Source organism: Janthinobacterium sp. SUN073, assembly GCF_030397665.1.
In the GTDB taxonomy this organism is placed as follows: Bacteria; Pseudomonadota; Gammaproteobacteria; order Burkholderiales; family Burkholderiaceae_D; genus Janthinobacterium.
Genome location: NZ_JAPUBT010000001.1, coordinates 845,866 through 865,739, shown reverse-complemented (window position 1 = coordinate 865,739; position 19,874 = coordinate 845,866). Strand labels below are relative to the sequence as shown.

22 protein-coding genes are annotated in these 19,874 nt (G+C 59.0%); 16 read left to right on the top strand and 6 right to left on the bottom strand.

All coding sequences use genetic code 11. The features are described 5' to 3' along the window. Positions 1 to 68: 68 nt before the first annotated feature. Positions 69 to 581 carry a glycine zipper 2TM domain-containing protein gene (locus tag O0882_RS04020; RefSeq protein ID WP_071075770.1) on the bottom strand — a complete coding sequence of 171 codons (513 nt, stop codon included), beginning with the start codon at positions 579 to 581 and terminating at the stop codon, positions 69 to 71. Positions 582 to 982: 401 nt separating this feature from the next. Here O0882_RS04020 and O0882_RS04015 point away from each other — a divergent pair, with 401 nt between their 5' ends. The 5 genes from O0882_RS04015 (at position 983) to O0882_RS03995 (ending at position 6,299) form a co-directional block, all read left to right on the top strand. Next, entirely contained in the window at positions 983 to 1,381 is a 399-nt protein-coding gene (locus tag O0882_RS04015) for a barstar family protein (protein WP_071075771.1), read from the top strand. Between the two features lie 156 nt (positions 1,382 to 1,537). After that, entirely contained in the window at positions 1,538 to 2,146 is a 609-nt protein-coding gene (purN, locus tag O0882_RS04010) for a phosphoribosylglycinamide formyltransferase (protein WP_099666788.1), read from the top strand. 21 nt (positions 2,147 to 2,167) lie between these two features. Further along, entirely contained in the window at positions 2,168 to 3,487 is a 1,320-nt protein-coding gene (locus O0882_RS04005; protein ID WP_289945516.1) for an RsmB/NOP family class I SAM-dependent RNA methyltransferase, read from the top strand. Positions 3,488 to 3,517: 30 nt separating this feature from the next. After that, positions 3,518 to 4,957, top strand: a complete 1,440-nt coding sequence (locus O0882_RS04000) for a mechanosensitive ion channel domain-containing protein (protein WP_289945514.1) — start codon at positions 3,518 to 3,520, stop codon at positions 4,955 to 4,957. Positions 4,958 to 5,090: 133 nt separating this feature from the next. Continuing rightward, positions 5,091 to 6,299: a fatty acid desaturase gene (locus O0882_RS03995; protein WP_141170484.1), complete on the top strand. Its 1,209-nt coding sequence runs from the start codon at positions 5,091 to 5,093 to the stop codon at positions 6,297 to 6,299. Between the two features lie 138 nt (positions 6,300 to 6,437). Here the strand turns inward: O0882_RS03995 and rpmG are convergent, their stop codons facing one another. The 3 genes from rpmG to radC form a co-directional block, all read right to left on the bottom strand. Beyond that, positions 6,438 to 6,605 (bottom strand): 50S ribosomal protein L33, encoded by a 168-nt coding sequence (gene rpmG / locus O0882_RS03990; RefSeq protein WP_010400929.1) that lies wholly within the window; start codon positions 6,603 to 6,605, stop codon positions 6,438 to 6,440. A 22-nt stretch (positions 6,606 to 6,627) separates the two neighbouring features. Next, a complete protein-coding gene (gene rpmB, locus O0882_RS03985; RefSeq protein ID WP_010400928.1) occupies positions 6,628 to 6,864 on the bottom strand; it encodes a 50S ribosomal protein L28 in 237 nt (78 codons plus the stop codon). 248 nt (positions 6,865 to 7,112) lie between these two features. Continuing rightward, entirely contained in the window at positions 7,113 to 7,787 is a 675-nt protein-coding gene (gene radC, locus O0882_RS03980) for a DNA repair protein RadC (protein ID WP_219135935.1), read from the bottom strand. Between the two features lie 121 nt (positions 7,788 to 7,908). On the opposite strand from radC, the gene O0882_RS03975 reads away from it, so the two are divergent. The 6 genes from O0882_RS03975 to O0882_RS03950 all read left to right on the top strand — a co-directional run bounded on the left by O0882_RS03975 (position 7,909) and on the right by O0882_RS03950 (position 13,307). Next, positions 7,909 to 8,364 (top strand): FKBP-type peptidyl-prolyl cis-trans isomerase, encoded by a 456-nt coding sequence (locus tag O0882_RS03975; RefSeq protein ID WP_070224501.1) that lies wholly within the window; start codon positions 7,909 to 7,911, stop codon positions 8,362 to 8,364. A 10-nt stretch (positions 8,365 to 8,374) separates the two neighbouring features. Next, on the top strand, positions 8,375 to 9,322 hold the full coding sequence (gene ispH / locus O0882_RS03970) for a 4-hydroxy-3-methylbut-2-enyl diphosphate reductase (RefSeq protein ID WP_096237572.1): 948 nt from the start codon (positions 8,375 to 8,377) through the stop codon (positions 9,320 to 9,322). Positions 9,323 to 9,617: 295 nt separating this feature from the next. Then, positions 9,618 to 10,547 carry a branched-chain amino acid ABC transporter permease gene (locus O0882_RS03965; RefSeq protein WP_034785168.1) on the top strand — a complete coding sequence of 310 codons (930 nt, stop codon included), beginning with the start codon at positions 9,618 to 9,620 and terminating at the stop codon, positions 10,545 to 10,547. 22 nt (positions 10,548 to 10,569) lie between these two features. Then, complete coding sequence (locus tag O0882_RS03960) at positions 10,570 to 11,787, top strand: ABC transporter ATP-binding protein (RefSeq protein ID WP_289945505.1); 1,218 nt, start codon at positions 10,570 to 10,572, stop codon at positions 11,785 to 11,787. A 12-nt stretch (positions 11,788 to 11,799) separates the two neighbouring features. Further along, the gene (locus O0882_RS03955) at positions 11,800 to 12,573 is read left to right on the top strand and encodes an ABC transporter ATP-binding protein (protein ID WP_034785170.1); all 774 of its coding nucleotides are present in this window, start codon (positions 11,800 to 11,802) and stop codon (positions 12,571 to 12,573) included. A gap of 11 nt (positions 12,574 to 12,584) precedes the next feature. After that, entirely contained in the window at positions 12,585 to 13,307 is a 723-nt protein-coding gene (locus O0882_RS03950) for an ABC transporter ATP-binding protein (protein ID WP_289946819.1), read from the top strand. Positions 13,308 to 13,453: 146 nt separating this feature from the next. Here the strand turns inward: O0882_RS03950 and O0882_RS03945 are convergent, their stop codons facing one another. Continuing rightward, the gene (locus tag O0882_RS03945) at positions 13,454 to 14,020 is read right to left on the bottom strand and encodes a phasin family protein (RefSeq protein ID WP_071075781.1); all 567 of its coding nucleotides are present in this window, start codon (positions 14,018 to 14,020) and stop codon (positions 13,454 to 13,456) included. 349 nt (positions 14,021 to 14,369) lie between these two features. Between O0882_RS03945 and O0882_RS03940 the strand changes: the two genes are divergently transcribed. The 3 genes from O0882_RS03940 (at position 14,370) to pbpG (ending at position 17,293) form a co-directional block, all read left to right on the top strand. After that, the gene (locus O0882_RS03940; protein ID WP_289945501.1) at positions 14,370 to 15,296 is read left to right on the top strand and encodes a DMT family transporter; all 927 of its coding nucleotides are present in this window, start codon (positions 14,370 to 14,372) and stop codon (positions 15,294 to 15,296) included. Between the two features lie 84 nt (positions 15,297 to 15,380). Further along, a complete protein-coding gene (locus tag O0882_RS03935; RefSeq protein ID WP_289946818.1) occupies positions 15,381 to 16,043 on the top strand; it encodes a nitroreductase in 663 nt (220 codons plus the stop codon). 176 nt (positions 16,044 to 16,219) lie between these two features. Next, a complete protein-coding gene (pbpG, locus tag O0882_RS03930) occupies positions 16,220 to 17,293 on the top strand; it encodes a D-alanyl-D-alanine endopeptidase (RefSeq protein WP_289945499.1) in 1,074 nt (357 codons plus the stop codon). A 102-nt stretch (positions 17,294 to 17,395) separates the two neighbouring features. Here the strand turns inward: pbpG and O0882_RS03925 are convergent, their stop codons facing one another. Beyond that, on the bottom strand, positions 17,396 to 18,175 hold the full coding sequence (locus O0882_RS03925) for an IclR family transcriptional regulator (RefSeq protein ID WP_092795825.1): 780 nt from the start codon (positions 18,173 to 18,175) through the stop codon (positions 17,396 to 17,398). 153 nt (positions 18,176 to 18,328) lie between these two features. On the opposite strand from O0882_RS03925, the gene O0882_RS03920 reads away from it, so the two are divergent. Both O0882_RS03920 and O0882_RS03915 read left to right on the top strand, forming a co-directional pair. Further along, positions 18,329 to 18,712, top strand: coding sequence for a diacylglycerol kinase (locus O0882_RS03920; RefSeq protein WP_289945494.1), 384 nt, complete (start codon positions 18,329 to 18,331; stop codon positions 18,710 to 18,712). 130 nt (positions 18,713 to 18,842) lie between these two features. Further along, the gene (locus O0882_RS03915) at positions 18,843 to 19,847 is read left to right on the top strand and encodes a sulfate ABC transporter substrate-binding protein (protein ID WP_289945493.1); all 1,005 of its coding nucleotides are present in this window, start codon (positions 18,843 to 18,845) and stop codon (positions 19,845 to 19,847) included. Positions 19,848 to 19,874 lie beyond the last annotated feature (27 nt).

Genomic DNA, 19,874 nt, shown 5'->3' with positions numbered 1-19,874 from the left:
GCCCGTGGCGGGGCGCCATAAAAAATGCCAGCCGCGGGGGCTGGCATGGTACGGGCTGGTTGCTGCGCTTACTGTTGAGCTGGCTCGATCGAGACGCGCAGGCGGATGCGCTCGCCCGGATCGTAGGACATGATGCTCGTGTAGTTGCGGCCGCGGTAGTCGTAGGTGACCTGGTAGCCGTTGTTGCGCGATTCCCAGTGGTCGACCTGACGGCATTGCTTGACGGCTTGTTCCTGCATGCCGCCCTGGTAGTTGTTCTGGTTGTCGACACGGTCGCCGACGACAGCGCCGGCAATCGCGCCGGCTGCGGCGGCGGCCGTGCGGCCATTGCCGCCACCGACCTGGCTACCGAGCAGGGCGCCGGCGATACCGCCGACGATGGAGCCGCCAGCGCTGCGCTGTTGCGGCGGCGCTTGCACTTGCACGTATTCCGTGCGGCATTCCTGGCGTGGACGATTGATCTGTTCCACTTGCGGCACGACGCGCACGACTTTGCCGAAATCTTCAAAGTCGGCAGCCTGAGCGAGTGGCAATGTGCCGATACAGAGGGCTGACATCATCAATTTGGCTTGCAAGTTCATTTCTAACCTCATTATGTAGAGAATCTTTCAGGGTATTTTTTACAACTTGGGACTATAGTAATCCCGCCAGCCCGAGGCAAGTGTTTCGCATGGCAACAAAATGTAACAGCCCAAGCCCCTTGCCCCACAGTCTGTAACATGCACTTTCAATCGATACAAGATGTTGAAGTGACTTGAAACCAGCGGTTTGTAACAAATCTTGCGTTTGACATCACATTCGGGTTGATTCATACAGGACAACACGTTACCCTAATACGCGTATGGCTTATATAAAATCGCACTGAATCGCATAAAAGTTGATACAGATCGAATCACCGCGTGCGCATTGACCCGCGTGCGGGGATGCAATAAGAAGAGCAGCTACAACAAATCCATACATAACAGGTCGATTTGAGGGAAAAATGAGTTTGTTACTAACCGTGCCGCCCAACCTTGTCCAGTCCATCCGTGCCTTTCGCGTGACCGAGTTACAAGACGAGGCGATCCGTCTCGGGCAGCACTTTTTATATGCGCATTGCAACGCTGGACAGACCAAACAACAAGTCATCGGCATTATTGCAGAAGCATTCCTGTTCCCGAAAAACCTGGCAAAGAATTTCGATGCCTTGCGCCTGTGCCTGACGGATACCATGCACAAGGCCGGTACGCAAACGGGCTTCCTGGTGGTGCTCGAGCAATTGCCAAATACGCAAAAATTCGACAAGGAAGCGCGCGAGATCCTGCTCGACGTGTTCCGCGATGCGGCCGACTACTGGGCCGAGAAGAAAGTGCCGTTCCGCGTCTTCTACTCGTTCGAGTAAATACTTACTCTTGCCGCGATGCCCTGAAACCGGCTTCCCGTGCAGATGGCAATCGGCATCGCCGGGCGGCTGCGGCGCTCTGGCGCTTATGTTGCGCCGCAACAATAATACCGGCCTTTCTAGATTCGCATCGCCATAGCGGGTACAATGCGCGCTATGAAAAATATCGTTATCCTCATTTCCGGACGCGGCAGCAACATGGAAGCGGTCGTCCGCGCGGCGCAAGCCGAGCAATGGCCAGCCCGGATTGCCGCCGTCATCAGTAACCGGGCCGACGCCCAGGGACTGGTTTTTGCTGCGGAACATGGGATAGCGACGGCAGTCGTTGCCAACAAGGATTATGCCAGCCGCGAGCAGTTTGATGCGGCGCTGCAAGCCGTGATCGACGGCTTCGCCCCCGACCTGGTCGTGCTGGCCGGTTTCATGCGCATCCTGACGCCGCCCTTCGTCGAACATTACGCCGGGCGCATGCTCAATATCCACCCGTCGCTGCTGCCGCTGTTCCCGGGCATGGCGACGCACCGCCAGGCGCTCGAGGCGGGTGTGACGGAACACGGCGCGACCGTGCATTTCGTAACTGCCGAGCTCGATCATGGCCCGGCCGTGGCGAGTGCGGTGGTGCCAGTCTTGCCAGGCGACACAGAAGACAGCTTATCGGCGCGCGTGCTGGTACAGGAACATCTGCTTTACCCGCGCGCCATCCGCCTGTTCATTGACGATAAACTGTCAGTCGAGCATGGCCAGGTCCGCGTGGACCCTCAATAAAATATTACAGGAAGAATAACAATGAGATTGCCACCAGCGATACTTGCCAATGCTGAAGAAGTATTGCGCGAAATTTTACGTTTCACGGCCCCGGCCGACACCACCCTGTCGCGCTATTTCCGCGACCATCCGCGCCTCGGTTCGCGCGAACGCGGCGCCATCGCCGAAGGCATTTATGCCGTGCTGCGCAACAAATCCTTCTTTACCGATTTCGCCGAAGCGGGCAGTGGCCCGACCATGCGCCGTTTGACCATCCTCGGCCTGGCCGAAGCCGTTGGTGCCGACTCACTGGGCGGCCTGACGGAAGAAGAAGTGGAATGGCTGGAACGCATCACGCAGATCGACCGCAGCCTGATGCCGTCGAACATGCGCGCCAACATGCCGACCTGGCTGTTCGACAAGCTGATCGCCCAGTTCGGCGAAGCGGAAACCATGAAGCTGGCCGATGCGCTGAACGCGCCTGCGCCGCTGGACTTGCGCGTCAATTCGCTCAAGGCCACGCGTGAAGACGTGATGCTGGCCCTGGCCGAAGCACCTATCCTCAGCACCCCGACGCCCTATGCGCCGCTGGGGCTGCGCGTGATCAAGAAGCCATCGCTGCAAAACATGCCTTTGTTCCAGAGCGGTGCCATCGAAGTGCAAGATGAGGGCAGCCAGATCCTGTCGCAGATCGTCGGCGCCAAGCGCGGCGAGATGGTCGTCGATTTCTGTGCCGGCGCGGGCGGCAAGACGCTCGCATTGGGCGCGCTGATGCGCAACACGGGCCGTTTGTATGCGTTTGACGTGTCGGAAAAGCGCCTGGCCAAGCTGAAGCCACGCATGGCCCGCAGCGGCCTGTCGAACGTGCATCCGGTGCAGATCGCGCATGAGCGCGATGCCAAGATCAAGCGCCTGGCCGGCAAGATCGACCGCGTGCTGGTCGATGCCCCGTGCAGCGGCCTGGGCACCCTGCGTCGCAATCCGGACGTGAAATGGCGCCAGCAGCCGAACTCCATCGTCGAGCTGCAAGCCAAGCAGGCAGCCATCCTGGCCGGCGCGGCGCGCCTGGTCAAGGGCGGCGGCCGCCTGGTGTACGCCACCTGCAGCTTCCTGAATGAAGAAAACGATTTTATCGCCGAGCAATTCCTGGCCGCGCATCCGGACTTCACCCTGGTGCCGATGAGCAAGGTGCTGGCCGAACAGAAGATCGAGCTGGAAATGGGCGATTACCTGAAATTGCTGCCGCACCTGCACCATACCGACGGCTTCTTCGCCGCCGTGTTCGAGCGCAAGGTCATGCCGAAAAAAGTCTACGCCGATGAAAAACCGGCCGACGACGTTGACGTTGAACCAGCCGAGTAAGCTTGTCACGGGCCGCCGCTGCACCCTGCAGTGGCGGCTTTCAATGCCGCCAGCCTGCCTGGCGGCATGGGCACACCGCCCATCCGTCCCACCTTCCAGCCCCCATCCGCCATGAATGAAACCCCGCTGCTCAACCTGATCACTGACTTTGTCGACGATTTCCGTCAACCGGCCATCCTGTGGCAGGCATTGGTCATCGTCGCCTGCCTGGCACTGAGCTGGCTGCTGGTGCGGCAGTTGCGCGCATTCCTGCACCAGCGGGCGGAAGCGGCGACAACGCCGGCCACGCCGGAAACCTTGCAGCGCACGGACAGTTTCATCCGCATCCTGACGCCCGTTCTGGCGGCCATGCTGCTGGGCATTGCGCAACATTTCCTGGTCAAATTCCAGTCGGTGAGCCTGCTCAGTATCGCCATCCCCCTATGCACCTCGATGGCGCTGGTACGCTTTGGTTTTTATGTGCTGCGCCGTATTTTTGCCCGCCATGGCGACATCAGCCCCACCATGTTGTTGCTGGAGAAAATATTCACGGTGGTGGTGTGGGCCGGCATGGCCCTGTATATCACCGGCCTGTGGCCGGATTTGCATGCATTCCTGGAAGGCATCGTCGTGCCGCTGGGCCGCAACAAGGTCTCCGTGGCTGCCATCTTGCAAGCCGCTATTTCCGTGGCCGTGCTGCTGGTGCTGGCCATGTGGGCCGGCACTTCGCTCGACGAGCGCCTGATGAAAATGCAGGGTCTGCACACCTCCTTGCGCGTGGTGCTGTCGCGCATGGGTCGCGCCGTGCTGATCCTCGTTTCCGTGCTGGTCAGCCTGTCGCTGGTGGGCATCGACCTGACGGTGCTGTCCGTGTTTGGCGGCGCCTTCGGCGTGGCGCTGGGCTTTGGCTTGCAAAAGATCGCCGCGAACTTCGTCTCCGGTTTCATCATCCTGCTCGACCGCAGCCTGACCATCGGCGACATGATCACGGTGGGTCAATTTACGGGCAAGGTCACGCAGATCAATACGCGCTATACTGTATTATTGGGTGGCGATGGCGTTGAATCCATCGTGCCAAATGAGATGCTGATTTCCGGCGGCGTGCAGAATATGTCGCTGAGCAACCGCATGGTGTGGCTGTCGACGGCCGTGTCGGTGGGTTATGAAACGGATATCGATGTCATCTTCCCCTTGCTGGAAGCGGCGACGGCCAAGGTGCCGCGTGTGTCGCAAAGCAATCCGCCATCGGCCACCCTTGTGCGTTTCGGCGCCGACGGCCTCGATGTGCAGATCGGCTTCTGGATCGCTGACCCGGAAAACGGCACCGGCGGCGTGAAGTCGAATGTGAACCGCGCCATCTGGCGCACCTTGCAGGAACATAAGGTCACTGTACCGTTTCCGCAACGTGAATTGCGTATTGTTGGTACGCCTCCTGCCCCGCTCGCGGGCGCGGCAGAGGGTGAGTCCGCGCCATCCGGCACCCAGCCTTAACCTCGCTGCCTGCCTCCGATTTTGCCTGATAGCACCCATTAGGGCGTACAATCACGCCTAAAATTAACTCTGCCGGACCTCCAGAGTCACTGGAGCGACCGTGCGCATGCCCTGTCCACTTGGAGTAGCAGTAATGACATTGAGTTCCGTTTTACACGACGTTTTGCAGTTCATGGCCACTGGCATTACCGATCTGTCCGCATGGCAAGTTTTCCTGTACACCATGGTGGTCACGCATATCACGATCGCCAGCGTCACGATTTATCTGCATCGCCACCAGGCCCACCGGGCGCTGGAATTGCACGCCATCCCCAGCCATTTCTTCCGTTTCTGGCTGTGGCTGACGACCGGCCAGGTGACCAAAGAGTGGGCGGCCATCCATCGCAAGCACCATGCCAAGTGCGATACGGAAGAAGATCCGCACAGCCCCGTGACGCGCGGCATCAAGAAAGTGTTCTGGGAAGGCGCCGAGCTGTACCGCGCTGAATCGAAGAACATGGAAACCATGGCCAAGTACGGCCACGGCACGCCGACGGACTGGATCGAGCGTAACCTGTACACCAAGTACAGCTGGCTGGGCGTGGTGTCGCTGTTCGTCATCAATTTCGTGTTGTTCGGCGTGATCGGCATTTCCGTGTGGGCCGTGCAAATGATGTGGATACCCATCACGGCGGCCGGCATCATCAACGGCATCGGCCACTACTGGGGTTACCGCAACTACGATTGCGCCGACGCGGCCACCAACATCATTCCCTTCGGCATCCTGATCGGCGGCGAAGAGTTGCATAACAACCATCATACGTATGCGACGTCGGCCAAGCTGTCGTCGAAATGGTATGAAATCGATATCGGCTGGGCGTATATCCGCGCGCTGGAAATGCTGGGCCTGGCCAAGGTGAAAAAACTGGCGCCGGAACCGAAGTTCTCGCACGGCAAGCTGGAAGCGGACTTCGAGACCTTGCAGTCGGTCATCGCCAACCGCTATGACGTGATGGCCAAGTATGCGAAATCGATCAAGCATGCCTGGAAGGAAGAGCTGGAACACCTGAAGCACAAGGCCGAGCTGGAAAAACGTTTCCTGAAATCGTCGCGCAAGCTGATGCAGCGCGAACCGGGCAAGCTGGCCGATGCGCATCACGAGCAGCTGTCGGAACTGTTCCAGCACAGCAAGGCGCTGGAAACCATGCACCACATGCGCGTGGAGCTGGGTGCCATCTGGGAGCGTTCGCACTTTACGCGCGAGCAATTGCTGCAGAAGCTGCAAGACTGGTGCACGCGCGCCGAAGCGTCGGGCATCCAGTCGCTGCAGGATTTTTCACTGCGCCTGCGCAGCTATGCCTGATTAGCCTGTTGCTCCATATCAAGGCCCTGTATTCCAGGGCCTTTTTTTCGCCCCGGCACAAGGGGAGGGGGCGTAAAAAAATCAGGACGAAAAAAAACCGCTCATCGGAGCGGCTCTTTTTACAGAACACAATATCAATTACTTGATTTTGGTTTCTTTGTACGTTACGTGCTTGCGTGCTTTAGGATCAAATTTCATGATCTCCATTTTCGCAGGCGTCGTACGCTTGTTTTTGGTAGTCGTGTAGAAGTGACCCGTACCGGCGGTCGATTCTAACTTGATTTTGTCGCGGCCTGATTTTGCCATGATAGCTCCCTTATTCTGCTAATTAGACTTTTTCGCCACGAGCGCGCATATCGACCAATACGGCGTCGATGCCGACTTTATCGATGACGCGCAGACCGGCGTTGGACAAACGCAGGGAGACCCAGCGGTTTTCAGATTCAACAAAAATACGACGATTCTGCAAGTTAGGCAAAAAACGACGTTTGGTTTTGTTGTTTGCATGGGAAACATTGTTGCCGACCATCGGCTTCTTCCCAGTGACTTGGCAAACACGTGCCATGGCGCACTCCTTAAAGATATTCCAAATTGGAAAAACGAGAGTATATCCAAAATAAGCAGATTTATCAATGACTTGCGAAAAACAATTGTGTCATGTTGTATTGAAATAATTTAACAATTTGACTTTTACCCTTCTTCATAGGGGGAAGCACTGGTAAACAGGACTGTTTACTGTTAGATAAGCGTTCTGCTGCTGTCACGTATGTCCTTGTTTACACATGGTTAACTGTGACCAGGGCGGGCCCCGGCCTAGATCTGGCCATGTTCCGCAAACGAATGCACTTGCCGACCGGCCACGACGAAATGGTCGAGGATGCGCACGTCCACCAGCGACAAGGCTTGCACCAGCGCGCGCGTGAGCAATAAATCCGATTCGCTCGGTTCCGGCGTGCCGGATGGGTGGTTATGCGCCAGCATCACGCTGGCCGCGTTGTGCAGCAGCGCTTGTTTCACCACTTCGCGCGGATACACGCTGGTGTGGGTGAGGGTGCCGCGAAACATTTCCTGGGTCGTGATCAGGCGGTTCTTGACGTCCAAAAACAACACGTGAAACGCTTCGTGCGCCAGGTTGCCCAGGGTCAGGCGCAAATAGTCTTTGACGGCGTGCGGCGAATTGAGGGCCTGGCCCGCCTGCAAATCCTCGATGATGGCGCGCCGCGCCAGTTCCAACACTGCTTGTAGCTGGGCAAATTTGGCGCTGCCCATGCCATGCACGGCGGAAAAACTCACGAGGCTGGCGCCAAACAGGCCCCGCAGGGAACCGAAGTGCTCGACCGTGTCGCGCGCCAGTTCCACCGCGCTTTTGCCGCGCACGCCCGTGCGCAGGAACACGGCCAGCAATTCCGCATCCGACAGTGAGTGTGCGCCATCCTCGATCAGGCGTTCGCGTGGCCGTTCGCTGGCCGGCCAGTCCTTGATGCCCATGCTGTTCTCCTGTTTGTCACCGGCGCTTGCCCCGGCATGGTCTTCTTTGACGAAGCCATGGGGCAGGCGCGGCCAGTGTGGCTTACAATATCGTTTTGCATCAGCTACTTGAAAACTCACTATGTCCAACGAGCAACCAGCAGTCGTCACCGAAGCGGCTTACCTCACCCTGCATTATCGTCTTGCTACTGTTGACGGTACTGATATTGTCACTACCTTTAGCGGAAATCCTGCTACCTTGATGCTGGGACAGGGCCAGCTGGCGCCATTCCTCGAGCAGCGTTTGCTGGGCCTGCCTGAAGGCACGCACCAGACATTCGAGCTGGCCGCCGGCGAAGGCTTTGGCGAGCGCAATCCCGAGCTGGTGCAGTCCGTCTCGCGCGCGACCCTGGACGAGAACTCGGTGCCCGGTGCCGACTACAAGATCGGCGACCTGGTCGACTTCGCCGCGCCGGGCGGCGGCCGCTTTGCCGGCGTGTTGCGCGAAATGCGCGAGGACTCGGCCCTGTTCGACTTCAATCATCCGCTGGCAGGTCAGCCGCTGCGCTTTGAAGTCAAGCTCATTTCGGTGCTGTGAAGGAATAGCGATGGATAAAGAACTGTTACTGGCCCAGCCCCGCGGTTTCTGCGCTGGCGTCGACCGGGCGATCGAAATCGTCGAACGTGCCTTGCAGCAATTTGGTGCGCCGATCTATGTGCGCCATGAAATCGTCCACAACGCCTATGTGGTGGCCGACTTGCGCAACAAGGGCGCCATCTTCATCGACGACCTCGATGACGTGCCTGCTGGTAATACGCTCGTGTTTTCCGCGCATGGCGTGTCGAAAGCCGTGCGCGCCGAGGCGGAGTCGCGCGGCCTGAGCATTTTTGACGCGACTTGCCCGCTGGTCACCAAGGTGCACATGGAAGTGGGCAAGATGCGCCGCGAAGGCCGCGAGATCATCATGATCGGCCACGACGGCCATCCCGAGGTGGAAGGCACGATGGGGCAGGCCGACATGGGCATGCATCTGGTGGAAACGCTCGATGATGTGGCGGCATTGCAGGTCGCCAATCCGGAGAGCCTGGCCTATGTTTCGCAAACAACGTTGTCAGTTGACGACACTCGCGACATTATCGAGGCCTTGAAGCTGAAATATCCGAACATCGCCGAGCCGAAAAAAGGCGACATCTGCTACGCCACCACGAACCGCCAGGAAGCCGTGAAATTCATGGCGCCGCAAGTGGAAGTGGTGATCGTCGTGGGCAGTCCGAACAGCTCGAATTCGAACCGCTTGCGCGAAGTGGCCGAGAAGATGGGCACGCCAGCCTACATGGTCGACAATGCCTCGCAGATCGATCCCGCCTGGCTGGAAGGCAAGCTGCGCGTGGGGGTGACGGCTGGCGCGTCGGCGCCCGAGGTGCTGGTGCAAGCCGTCATCGACCGCTTGAAAGAGTGTGGCGTGAAGAGCGTGCGCCCCCTCGACGGCGTGCAGGAAGCCGTCACCTTTCCGATGCCGAAAGGCCTCGATGGCCTCAAGCGCGACGTGGCCTGAGCCTGCAGGATAATTGAGTATCGATGAAATAGTCACCTCAAAACAAAATTTAATTCGGAAATGATTGATTTATTCCAAGTTTAGTTTTTGCAAAAGATCGTTATGATTGCCTCAAGCTTGAATATGTTGTCGTTATGACTAAGCAAGGTCACGCACGTTTTGAGTGCGTGCACCATGCTGGTGAGAACGGTCCAGGGATGGCACTGCAGGAATTCTTCCTCCGGTGCCGTTTTTGTATCAGCCACATATTCTGGTGGAAGTTGTTCCCGAAAAATGCATATTTGATAGGGCAATCATGGATACATTCATCCAGCAGATCATCAACGGCTTGGTGTTGGGCAGCATGTATGCCTTAGTCGCCCTCGGTTACACGATGGTGTACGGCGTGTTGAACCTGATCAACTTCGCCCACGGCGACGTGCTCATGATCGGCGCCATGGTGGGCTTGACCATCCTCAAGCTGCTGGGCATTTATGTGCCGGACTGGCCCGGCTATCTGAAACTGGCCACCGCCATCCTCGGCGCCATACCCATCTGTATTCTGGTCAACATCATCATCGAGCGAGTCGCCTACCGCCGCCTGCGCAACGCCCCCCGCCTCGCCCCCCTGATTACCGCCATCGGCGTCTCCATCCTGCTGCAAACCTTCGCCATGATGATCTGGACGCGCAATCCCTTGCCCTTCCCGCAATTGCTGTCGACCGACCCCATCAACATAGGCGGCGCAGTGATTTCGCAAACACAAGTGCTGCTGCTGGCCCTGGCCGCGCTGTCGATGGGCGGCTTGGTATTGCTGGTGGAAAAAACGAAAATGGGCCGCGCCATGCGCGCCACGGCGGAAAACCCCCGCGTGGCGGGCCTCATGGGCGTCGATTCCGACAAGGTCATCGTGGCCACCTTTGCCATCGGCGCCGCGTTGGCGGCCGTGGCCGGCGTGATGTGGGGTGCCAACTATGCCTCCATTCAATTTTCCATGGGCGCCATCCCCGGCTTGAAGGCCTTTTGTGCGGCCGTGCTGGGCGGCATCGGCAATATCTATGGCGCCATGCTGGGCGGTATCTTGCTGGGTATTATCGAAAGCCTGGGCGCCGGCTATATCGGCGACATCACGGGCGGCTTCCTGGGCAGCCACTACCAGGATATCTTTGCCTTCGTCGTGCTGATCATCGTGCTGACCTTGCGCCCGTCCGGCATCATGGGCGAACGAGTGGCCGACCGTGCCTGATGTGAAACTGGGAGATTAAATCATGGCACTACTCGATTTTGACGCTAAGAAAAATCCGACCAAGGCCTACGCCGGCATGCTGGGCCTGGCCGCGCTGCTGATGGTGTTCCCGTTCTTTGCCGCCCAGTTCGGCAACTCGTGGGTGCGCATCATCGACATGGCCTTGCTGTACATCATGCTGGCCCTGGGCTTGAACATCGTCGTCGGCTTCGCCGGCCTGCTCGACCTCGGCTACATCGCCTTCTACGCCGTGGGCGCCTACCTGACGGCCTTGCTGGCGTCGCCCCAGTTCGCCATCCTGCTCGAATCGGTGGTGAATCAATATCCCGTGCTGGGCGAAACCCTGGTGCAGCTGATGGGGCCGGAAATCCGCGAAAACGGCATCCATCTGTCGATCTGGCTCATCGTGCCGCTGGCCGCTGCCGTTGCCGGCCTGTGCGGCGCCTTGCTGGGCGCGCCGACCTTGAAGCTGCGCGGCGACTATCTGGCCATCGTGACCCTGGGCTTTGGCGAGATCATCCGTATCTTCATGAACAATTTGAACGACCCGATCAATTTCACGAATGGGCCGCAAGGCATCAATTTGATCGACCCCATCCGCATCTTCGGCGTCAACCTGGCGGGCGAGGCGGGCACCAACAGCACCGTCGTGGTGGGCGGCTTTTCCATGCCCTCCGTGAATGCGTATTACTTTTTGTTCCTCTTCCTGTGCATCGCCGTCGTGTTCGTCACCAAGCGACTGCAGCATTCGCGCCTGGGCCGCGCCTGGGTGGCCATCCGCGAAGACGAGATCGCCGCCAAGGCCATGGGCATCAATACGCGCAACGTGAAATTGCTGGCCTTTTCCATGGGCGCCTCGTTCGGCGGTGTGGCCGGCGCCATGTTTGCCTCGTTCCAGGGCTTTGTCTCGCCGGAATCGTTTTCGCTGACGGAATCGATCGCCGTGCTGGCCATGGTGGTGCTGGGCGGCATCGGCCATATCCCTGGCGTGATCCTCGGCGGCGTGATCCTCGCCTCGATACCGGAAGTACTGCGCCACGTGGTGGAACCGGCCCAGCAGGCGCTGTTCGGCCACGTGGTGATCGAGGCGGAAGTGCTGCGCCAGTTGCTGTACGGCCTGGCCATGGTGTTGATCATGCTCAACCGTCCCGCCGGCCTGTGGCCATCGCCGAAGCACGAAGACCGGCCCGACCACGATGTGGACCAGCCGACTAAATCCACCGGCGTCGTGTCCGCGTAAGGGAGGGATAGCATGAGCGAACAGATCATTCTCAATATCGCCGGCGTAAACAAGCGTTTCGGCGGCTTGCAGGCGCTCACCGACGTGGGCATCACCATCCGGCAAGGCCAGATTTACGGCTTGATCGGCCCGAACGGTGCCGGCAAGACCACATTCTTTAACGTCATTACGGGTCTGTACCAGCCCGACACGGGCACCTTCGAGCTGGCCGGCAAGCCGTATTCGCCGTCCGCGCCGCACAAGGTGGCGAAAGCGGGCATCGCCCGCACCTTCCAGAATATCCGCCTGTTTGGCGACATGACGGCGCTGGAAAACGTCATGGTGGGGCGCCATGTGCGCTCGCACCAGGGCGTGTTCGGCGCCATCTTCCGCCACAAGGCGGCGCGCGAAGAAGAGGCGTCCATCCGCAAGCGGGCCATGGAGCTGCTCGATTTCGTCGGCATCGCCCAGTTCGCCAGCCGCACGGCGCGCTTTTTATCGTATGGCGACCAGCGGCGCCTGGAAATTGCCCGCGCGCTGGCCACCGATCCCACGCTGCTGGCCCTCGACGAGCCGGCGGCAGGCATGAATGCGACGGAAAAGCTGGCCTTGCGCGAGTTGCTGGTGAAAATCAAGGCGGAAGGCAAGACCGTGCTGTTGATCGAGCACGACGTGAAACTGATGATGGGACTGTGCGACCGCATCACGGTGCTCGAATATGGCAAGCGCATCGCCGAAGGCTTGCCGGCCGAAATACAACAAAACCCGGCCGTCATCGAGGCTTACCTGGGGGGATCGCACGCATGAGTAACAATGGCTTGAACAAGACTGTATTGAAAGTGGCGGGCCTGCACGTGGCCTACGGCGGCATCAAGGCCGTCAAGGGTATCGACCTGGAAGTCAACGAAGGCGAGCTGATCGCCCTGATCGGCGCGAACGGCGCGGGCAAGACGACAACCTTGAAAGCCATCACGGGCACCCTGCCGGCCTGCAAGATCGAAGGCACGATCAGCTACCTGGGCGAATCGCTCAAGGGCACGAAATCGTTTCACCTGGTGGAAAGGAAACTGGCGATGGTGCCGGAGGGGCGGGGCGTATTTACCCGCATGTCGATCCGCGAAAACCTCATGATGGGCGCCTACACGCGCACGGACAAGGCCGGTGTCGAGGATGACATCGCCAAGTGGTTCGACATGTTTCCGCGCTTGAAAGAGCGGGCGGCGCAGATGGCCGGCACCCTGTCGGGCGGCGAGCAGCAGATGCTGGCCATGGCGCGCGCGCTGATGAGTCATCCGAAGCTGCTGCTGCTCGATGAGCCATCGATGGGCTTGTCGCCCATCATGGTCGAGAAAATCTTCGAGGTGATCCGCAAGGTGTCGTCCGAAGGCATCACGATCTTGCTGGTCGAACAGAATGCCCGTCTGGCCCTGCAAGCGGCGCATCGCGGCTATGTGATGGATTCCGGCCTGGTCACCATGGGCGGCAATGCGGCCGCCATGCTCGACGACCCGCGCGTGAAGGCGGCGTATCTGGGGGAGTAATCGGGGGGAGTAATCGCGTTCAGGAAGTGCTCAGGCATAAAAAATGCCCCAGCTGGGCTGGGGCATAATGGCATCCGTCGGAGAAGTGCGGGATGGATGCCTGGAGGAGCTTGGAACAGCGGACCGCCGTAGCGGTCGCGCAATAATTACTTGGCAGCCGTGCGTGGCACGACTTTTTCAGCCGCTTGCGTGAACTGGTTCACGGCCGATGTCAGGTTCGCTTCGATGGCTTCGACGGCTTGCTTGCTGGTTTTCGAGAACTGCTCGTAGCCTGCATTGGCGTTGCCGATGGCGCTTTTCAGCATGGCAACAGCGTTTTCCGAACCGGCTGGCGCGTTTTTGGTGACTTCTTCCACCAGCGACAGGACTTTGCGGTTGGTTTCAGCGATTTGCGATTCAGCTGCTTTGCTGAATTCAGCTTGGGTGCCCGACGTGATGGCAGCCAGGTGACGACCGTAAGCGATGGCTTTTTCGGCGCTAGGCTGGGCTTGAGCAGCGCTCAGCGAGAAGAATTCTTGTGGATCTTTTGCCGACAGCAATTGCTTGGCGGCGGCGGTCGATTCTTCCAGCGTTGCCTTGGCAGCGGTCAGGTTCAGTTCGACGATCTTTTCGATGCCTTCGAAGGCTTTGCTCGTCAGCGACGAGAACAGGGCGAATTGGGCTTCCAGGTTGGTTTTGGTAGCGGACGAAAATTGCTCAGGAATTGAAAACATATAAATCTCCAAAAAATCGAAATCTGGTTAATTTGATGCTGCGTGTACCGTTTGGGAAAGCAGGTGAATCTAAATTTTCAAGCTGAACAAGAATTGTGCAACGCAACAAACCCTATTCTACGGCGAAAAAAAACGAAGTCAAGCGTTTCTTGTGCGATGCAACAATTGAATAGATTTGCATCAAAAACCATTGTTTCTAAAGAGAAATATTTAATTTCTGTGTGTCAATGGTTTAACCCTAAACTGTTATTTCCCCGCCTTTCAGGACGGGTGCGGCGCAGCATGCTAGACTTTGCCTCCCGCACTGGCGCAGCGCCCCGGTGCCGACCCCGTTTCCCGAGTTGATACCATGTCCAATCTTCCCGCCGCGGCTGGCGCCAGCGGCAAAGCCCCCAAAGCTCCTTTCTTGACGACCCTGGCGCCGATGGCCTTGCCCGGCTTCTTTGTGTTGTTATGGAGCACAGGTTTTATCGTCGCCAAGTTCGGCTTGCCCTACGCGCCACCACTGACCTTTTTGCTGCTGCGCTTCCTGGGCGTGCTGGTGATCTTGCTGCCGCTGGTGCTGGTCCTGCGCGCACCGTGGCCCGTGGGACAGTTTCGCCAGATCGCCGTGGCCGGCATCCTGATGCAGGCCGGCTACCTGGCCGGCGTCTGGTGCGCCATCAAACTGGGCATGCCGGCGGGCCTGTCCGCCCTGATCGTGGGCATGCAACCCGTGCTGACGGCCTGCGCTGCGCCCCTGATCGGAGAATCCGTGCGCCCGCGTCAGTGGCTGGGCTTGCTCTTTGGCTTGCTCGGCGTGGCTCTGGTCGTGTACGCGAAGATCAATCTCGTGGGCCTGACCGTGGAAAGCGTGCTGCTGTGCGTGTTTGCCTTGCTGTCGATGACGGCCGGCACCATGTACCAAAAACGCCACTGCCCCCAATTCGACTTGCGCACCGGCACGGTGGTGCAGTTTGCCGCCTCCATCGTGGTCGTGTTGCCATTCGCCCTGTATTACGAGGGACTGGACCTGCATTTCAGCAACGTGCAATGGACGGCCAATTTTATTGGTGCCTTGCTGTGGTCGGTACTCGTGCTGTCCATCGGCGCCATTTTCCTGCTGTTCGCCCTGATCCGCCGCAGCGACGCCACGAAAGTGACGGGCTTGCTGTACCTGACACCGCCCACGACGGCCGTGATGGCCTGGCTGATGTTTGGTGAAGCCTTTAATATGCTGGGCATCGTCGGCATGCTGGTGGCCGTGGTCGGCGTGGTGTTTGTTGTCAAGAAATAGATATAGCTATAGCGGGAGAACAGGGCAGTGAACAAGCAAGCATCTGAAACACCGTCGGCGCAGCAAGCCGTGGACGCCGTCATTATGTCGCGCCGTTCGATCCGTGCTTTTTTGCCCACGCCGGTGGCGCAGGACGATATCGCGCGCATCCTGGAAGTGGCCGCGCGGGCGCCCTCGGGCGCCAACATGCAGCCGTGGAAAGTGTACGTGCTGTCGGGCGAAGCGCGCCTGCGTCTGTCGCGCCGCATCCTCGACGCCTATGTCGCACCGAAGGCACCGGACGCCCCCGCCCGAACGGCGTCCTATACCTATTACCCGCGCCAGTGGACGGCGCCGTTCATCGAACGCCGCCGCAAGATCGGCCTGGATCTGTATCAGCTGCTGGGCCTGGAGCGGGGCGACACGGCCGGCATGGCGGCCCAGCATGGACGCAATTTCCAGTTTTTCGATGCGCCCGTGGGTCTGATCTTTACCATCGAACGGGTGCTGGAACAGGGTTCCTGGCTCGACTACGGCATGTTCTTGCAAAACATCATGCTGGCGGCGCGCGCGCGGGGGCTCGATACCTGCCCGCAAGCGGCCTTCATCCATTACCATGACATCATCCGCGAGGAGTTGGGCGTGCCGGCCAGCGAAATGGTGGTGTGCGGCATGGCCCTCGGCTATGCCGACCCGGACAAGATCGAGAACCGCTTGAACACGGAACGCGAGCCGCTGGCCGGCTTTGTTAAATTCATGGATAAATAGACACGCTAGTGATTTGCGCAAGCAATCAGTTGATTAAGGATGAGTTTGTTTGCTGATCGCCAACGATTTGTATTTCGTTGCTGCAATAAATACTGTCCCAACTGTTAAATAGGCTTGCGATTACTCTGCATTTCGCTACACTGCAATAAGGCAACAGCTTCACGGGGAATTATCGAATGGCTAAGTTTAAACTTGCGCTGGGTATCCTGGCTTCCCTGCTGTTTGCGCTGGCGCCGGCTGCGGCCGTGCACGCCAAGGAAGCGAACGGCAAATCCTCAGCCTCCAAGAAACACAACACCAAGAAAGTCAAAGTCGTGCTGCGCAAGGGCACGACGGCCGCGCCGCGCGAAAAGACCGTGCGCCGGGTCGTCATGGTGCGCGGCAAACGCAAGGTCATCTATCAAAAAGTCAGCAGCGTGGCCGTACCCATGGCCGCACCGATGCCCACCATGGGCGATCTGGCGGGTTTGAACCTCACGCGCGATCCGCTCGACCTCAAATCGAGCGTGGCGCTGGTGCTGGACCAGGCCAATTCGGAAGTGCTGTTTGAAAAGAATTCCAATGTCGCCCTGCCCATCGCCTCCATCACCAAGATGATGACGGGTCTGGTGGTGGTCGAAGCGCGCCAGGACATGGATGAAGTGCTGAGTATCACGGACGAGGACGTCGACCGCGCCAAGTTCAGCAGCTCACGCCTGAAAGTGGGCGCGCAATTGACGCGCGCGAATATGCTGCATATCGCCCTGATGAGCTCGGAAAACCGCGCCGCCTCGGCGCTGGGCCGCAATTATCCGGGCGGCTTGCCCGCCTTTGTCGACGCCATGAACAGCAAGGCGCGCCAGCTGGGCATGATGGATACGCATTACGTCGATTCCAGCGGCTTGTCGAAAATGAACGTGGCCAGCGCGCGCGACCTGGGCAAGCTGGCCATGGCCGCCTTCCGCCATCCGCTGCTGCGCCAATACTCGACGGACCCGAAAGCCATCGTCGAAGCCAGCGGCCAGCCCATGCAGTTTGGCAATACGAATCACCTGGTGGCCAATCCCGGCTGGGAAATCGGCTTGCAGAAAACGGGTTTCATCAACGAGGCGGGACGCTGCCTGATGATGCAGGCCGTCATCGAAGGACGGGCCGTGATCATGGTCTTCCTCGATTCCAAAGGGAAACAGTCGCGCACGGCCGACGCGGGACGCATGCGCAAGTGGCTGGAGGCTCTCAAGCCTGCCAACATGAGCCTGCCTGGTGGTTAAGAATGTACAGGGTGGCGTTGCTGCCCCGTCGACTGGGGTCTGACCCGTCGGGGGAATTTCCTCAACAGAGGAAATTCCGATCTTGCAAGACAGACCCCAGCTTTAATCCTGTGGTATAAATCCCAAGGTGACGGAAATCTGATTCGCCGTTTCGACCAGGTCGACCAGCCACTCATCCTGCAGGCGGTCGGCGGGGGCCGAGATCGACAGGCCGGCGATCAGCTTGCCGGAATCGTCGCGGATGCCGGCGGCCATGCAGCGCACGCCCAGTTCCAGTTCTTCATTGTCGCGCGCATAGCCGCGTTCGCGCACCAGGCTCAGTTCGCGTTCCAGTTTCAGCAGATCCGTGATGGAATTCTTGTTGTGCCCGGCCAAGCCCGTGCGCGTGGCGTACGCGCGGATGGCTTTCGGCTCGTCGACGGAGAGGAATAATTTACCTGTCGAAGTCAGGTGCAGCGGGCCGCGGCCACCGATGGCGCGCACCACCTGCATGCCCGAGCGCTCGGAAAAGGCGCGGTCGATGTAGACGATCTCGTCGCCCTGGCGCACGGACAGGTTGATGGTTTGCTGGGTTTTCTTGTGCAGCTGGCGCATGAAGTCCAGCGCCGCTTCGCGCACGCTGAGGCGGCTTTTCACGACATTGCCCAGTTCCAGCAGGCGCATGCCCAGGCGGTACGTGCCCGGTTCGATGCGGTCGACAAAGCGCGTCAGCACCATGTCGTTGAGGATGCGGTGCGCCGTCGAGGGGTGCAGGCCGGAAACCTTGGACAATTCCTTCAGGCTGACCGGGTCGGAATATTTGGCCAGGGCATCGAGCAGGGCGACCATGCGTTCGATCACCTGGATCGTCGTCTTCGGGGCAGCGACCGGTTCAATTTTCATGATGGATTTGGTGCAATGCAGTATTCATTCTTCTTTATACCATGATGTGAAAAAATAGTGAAATGTTCCGAGATATTCAGCGAATAAATTGTCACAATTCTCATGTTGGCCGTCATAATTGATGGCTGGACGTACTTTGAACCATGGAAAACTATGCAACCTGTCAATGAATTCAAGAGCAAGAGCGGCTTGAAACGGATCTTTTCCGCCTTTTTCTACTCGCTCGACGGCTTGAAGGCGGCCTGGCGTCATGAACATGCGTTCCGCCAGGAGCTGGGCTTGTTCGTCGTCGGCACGTTGATCGCCTTGCTGCTGCGCATCTCCGCCTTTGAGAAACTGGTGCTGATCGGCGTGCTGCTGCTGGTCCTGATCGTCGAATTGATCAATTCCGCGCTGGAAGCCGTGGTCGACCGCATCTCGCTCGAGCTTCATCCGCTGTCGAAAAACGCCAAGGACTTCGGCAGCGCCGCCGTGCTGCTGACCTGCATCCTGGCCTTCTCCACCTGGGCCGTGGTGCTGTTCAACCGTTTTTATTAACCGCTTTATCCCCTTTGCGCGCCGTCCATATGCGAAAATCGCATATCAAACGGCGAAACGCTTCGTTCTCTTTGCGGCCGTTGCGCCGTAATCTGGTGGCTCTGAAAGTTCAACCACACGGGGATCTTAGATGCTGTCGAAAAAAATCATCATTGCCGCCGCCCTCAGCGCGTTTGCCATTCTGCAAACGGCGCAGGCTGCCGATATCACCCTGCTCAACGTGTCGTATGACCCGACGCGCGAGCTGTACCAGGATGTGAACACGGCATTTGCCAAGGAGTGGAAAGGCAAGACGGGTGACAACGTCAAGATCAAGCAATCGCACGGCGGTTCCGGCAAGCAGGCGCGCGCCGTCATCGACGGCCTGGAAGCGGACGTGGTCACGTTGGCCCTGGCCTATGACATCGATGCGCTGGCCGAGCACAAGTTGCTGGCCGCCGACTGGCAAAAGCGCCTGACGCACAACAGTGCGCCGTACACCTCGACCATCGTGTTCCTGGTGCGCAAGGGCAACCCGAAAGGCATCAAGGATTGGAACGACCTGATCAAGCCGGGCGTGTCCGTCATCACGCCGAATCCGAAAACCTCGGGCGGCGCCCGCTGGAATCATTTGGCAGCGTGGGGCTATGCGCTGCGCCAGCCGGGCGGCAATGAAGCCAAGGCCAAGGATTTCCTCGGCAAACTGTATAAAAACGTGCCCGTGCTCGATTCCGGCGCACGCGGCGCCACCACCACCTTCGTTGAACGGGGCATCGGCGACGTGCTGATCGCCTGGGAAAACGAGGCTTACCTGGCCGTCAAGGAACTGGGTCCGACCAAGTTCGACATCATCACGCCGTCCGTCAGCATCCTGGCCGAGCCGCCCGTCGCCGTCGTCGACAAGTTTGCCGACAAGCACGGCACGCGCAAGGTGGCCGAGGCTTACCTGAATTATCTGTACACGGACGAAGCGCAAGACATCATCGCCAAGAATTACTACCGTCCGGCAACGGACAAGGCGGCAAAGAAATACGCGTCGCATTTTGCCAAGGTCAATCTGTTCACCATCGAGCAAGTGGCCGGCGGCTGGACGGCGGCCCAGAAGGCACACTTTGCCGACGGCGGCATCTTCGACCAGATCTACCAACCCAAGTAATATCGGATGGCAATCGGGAACGGTTGC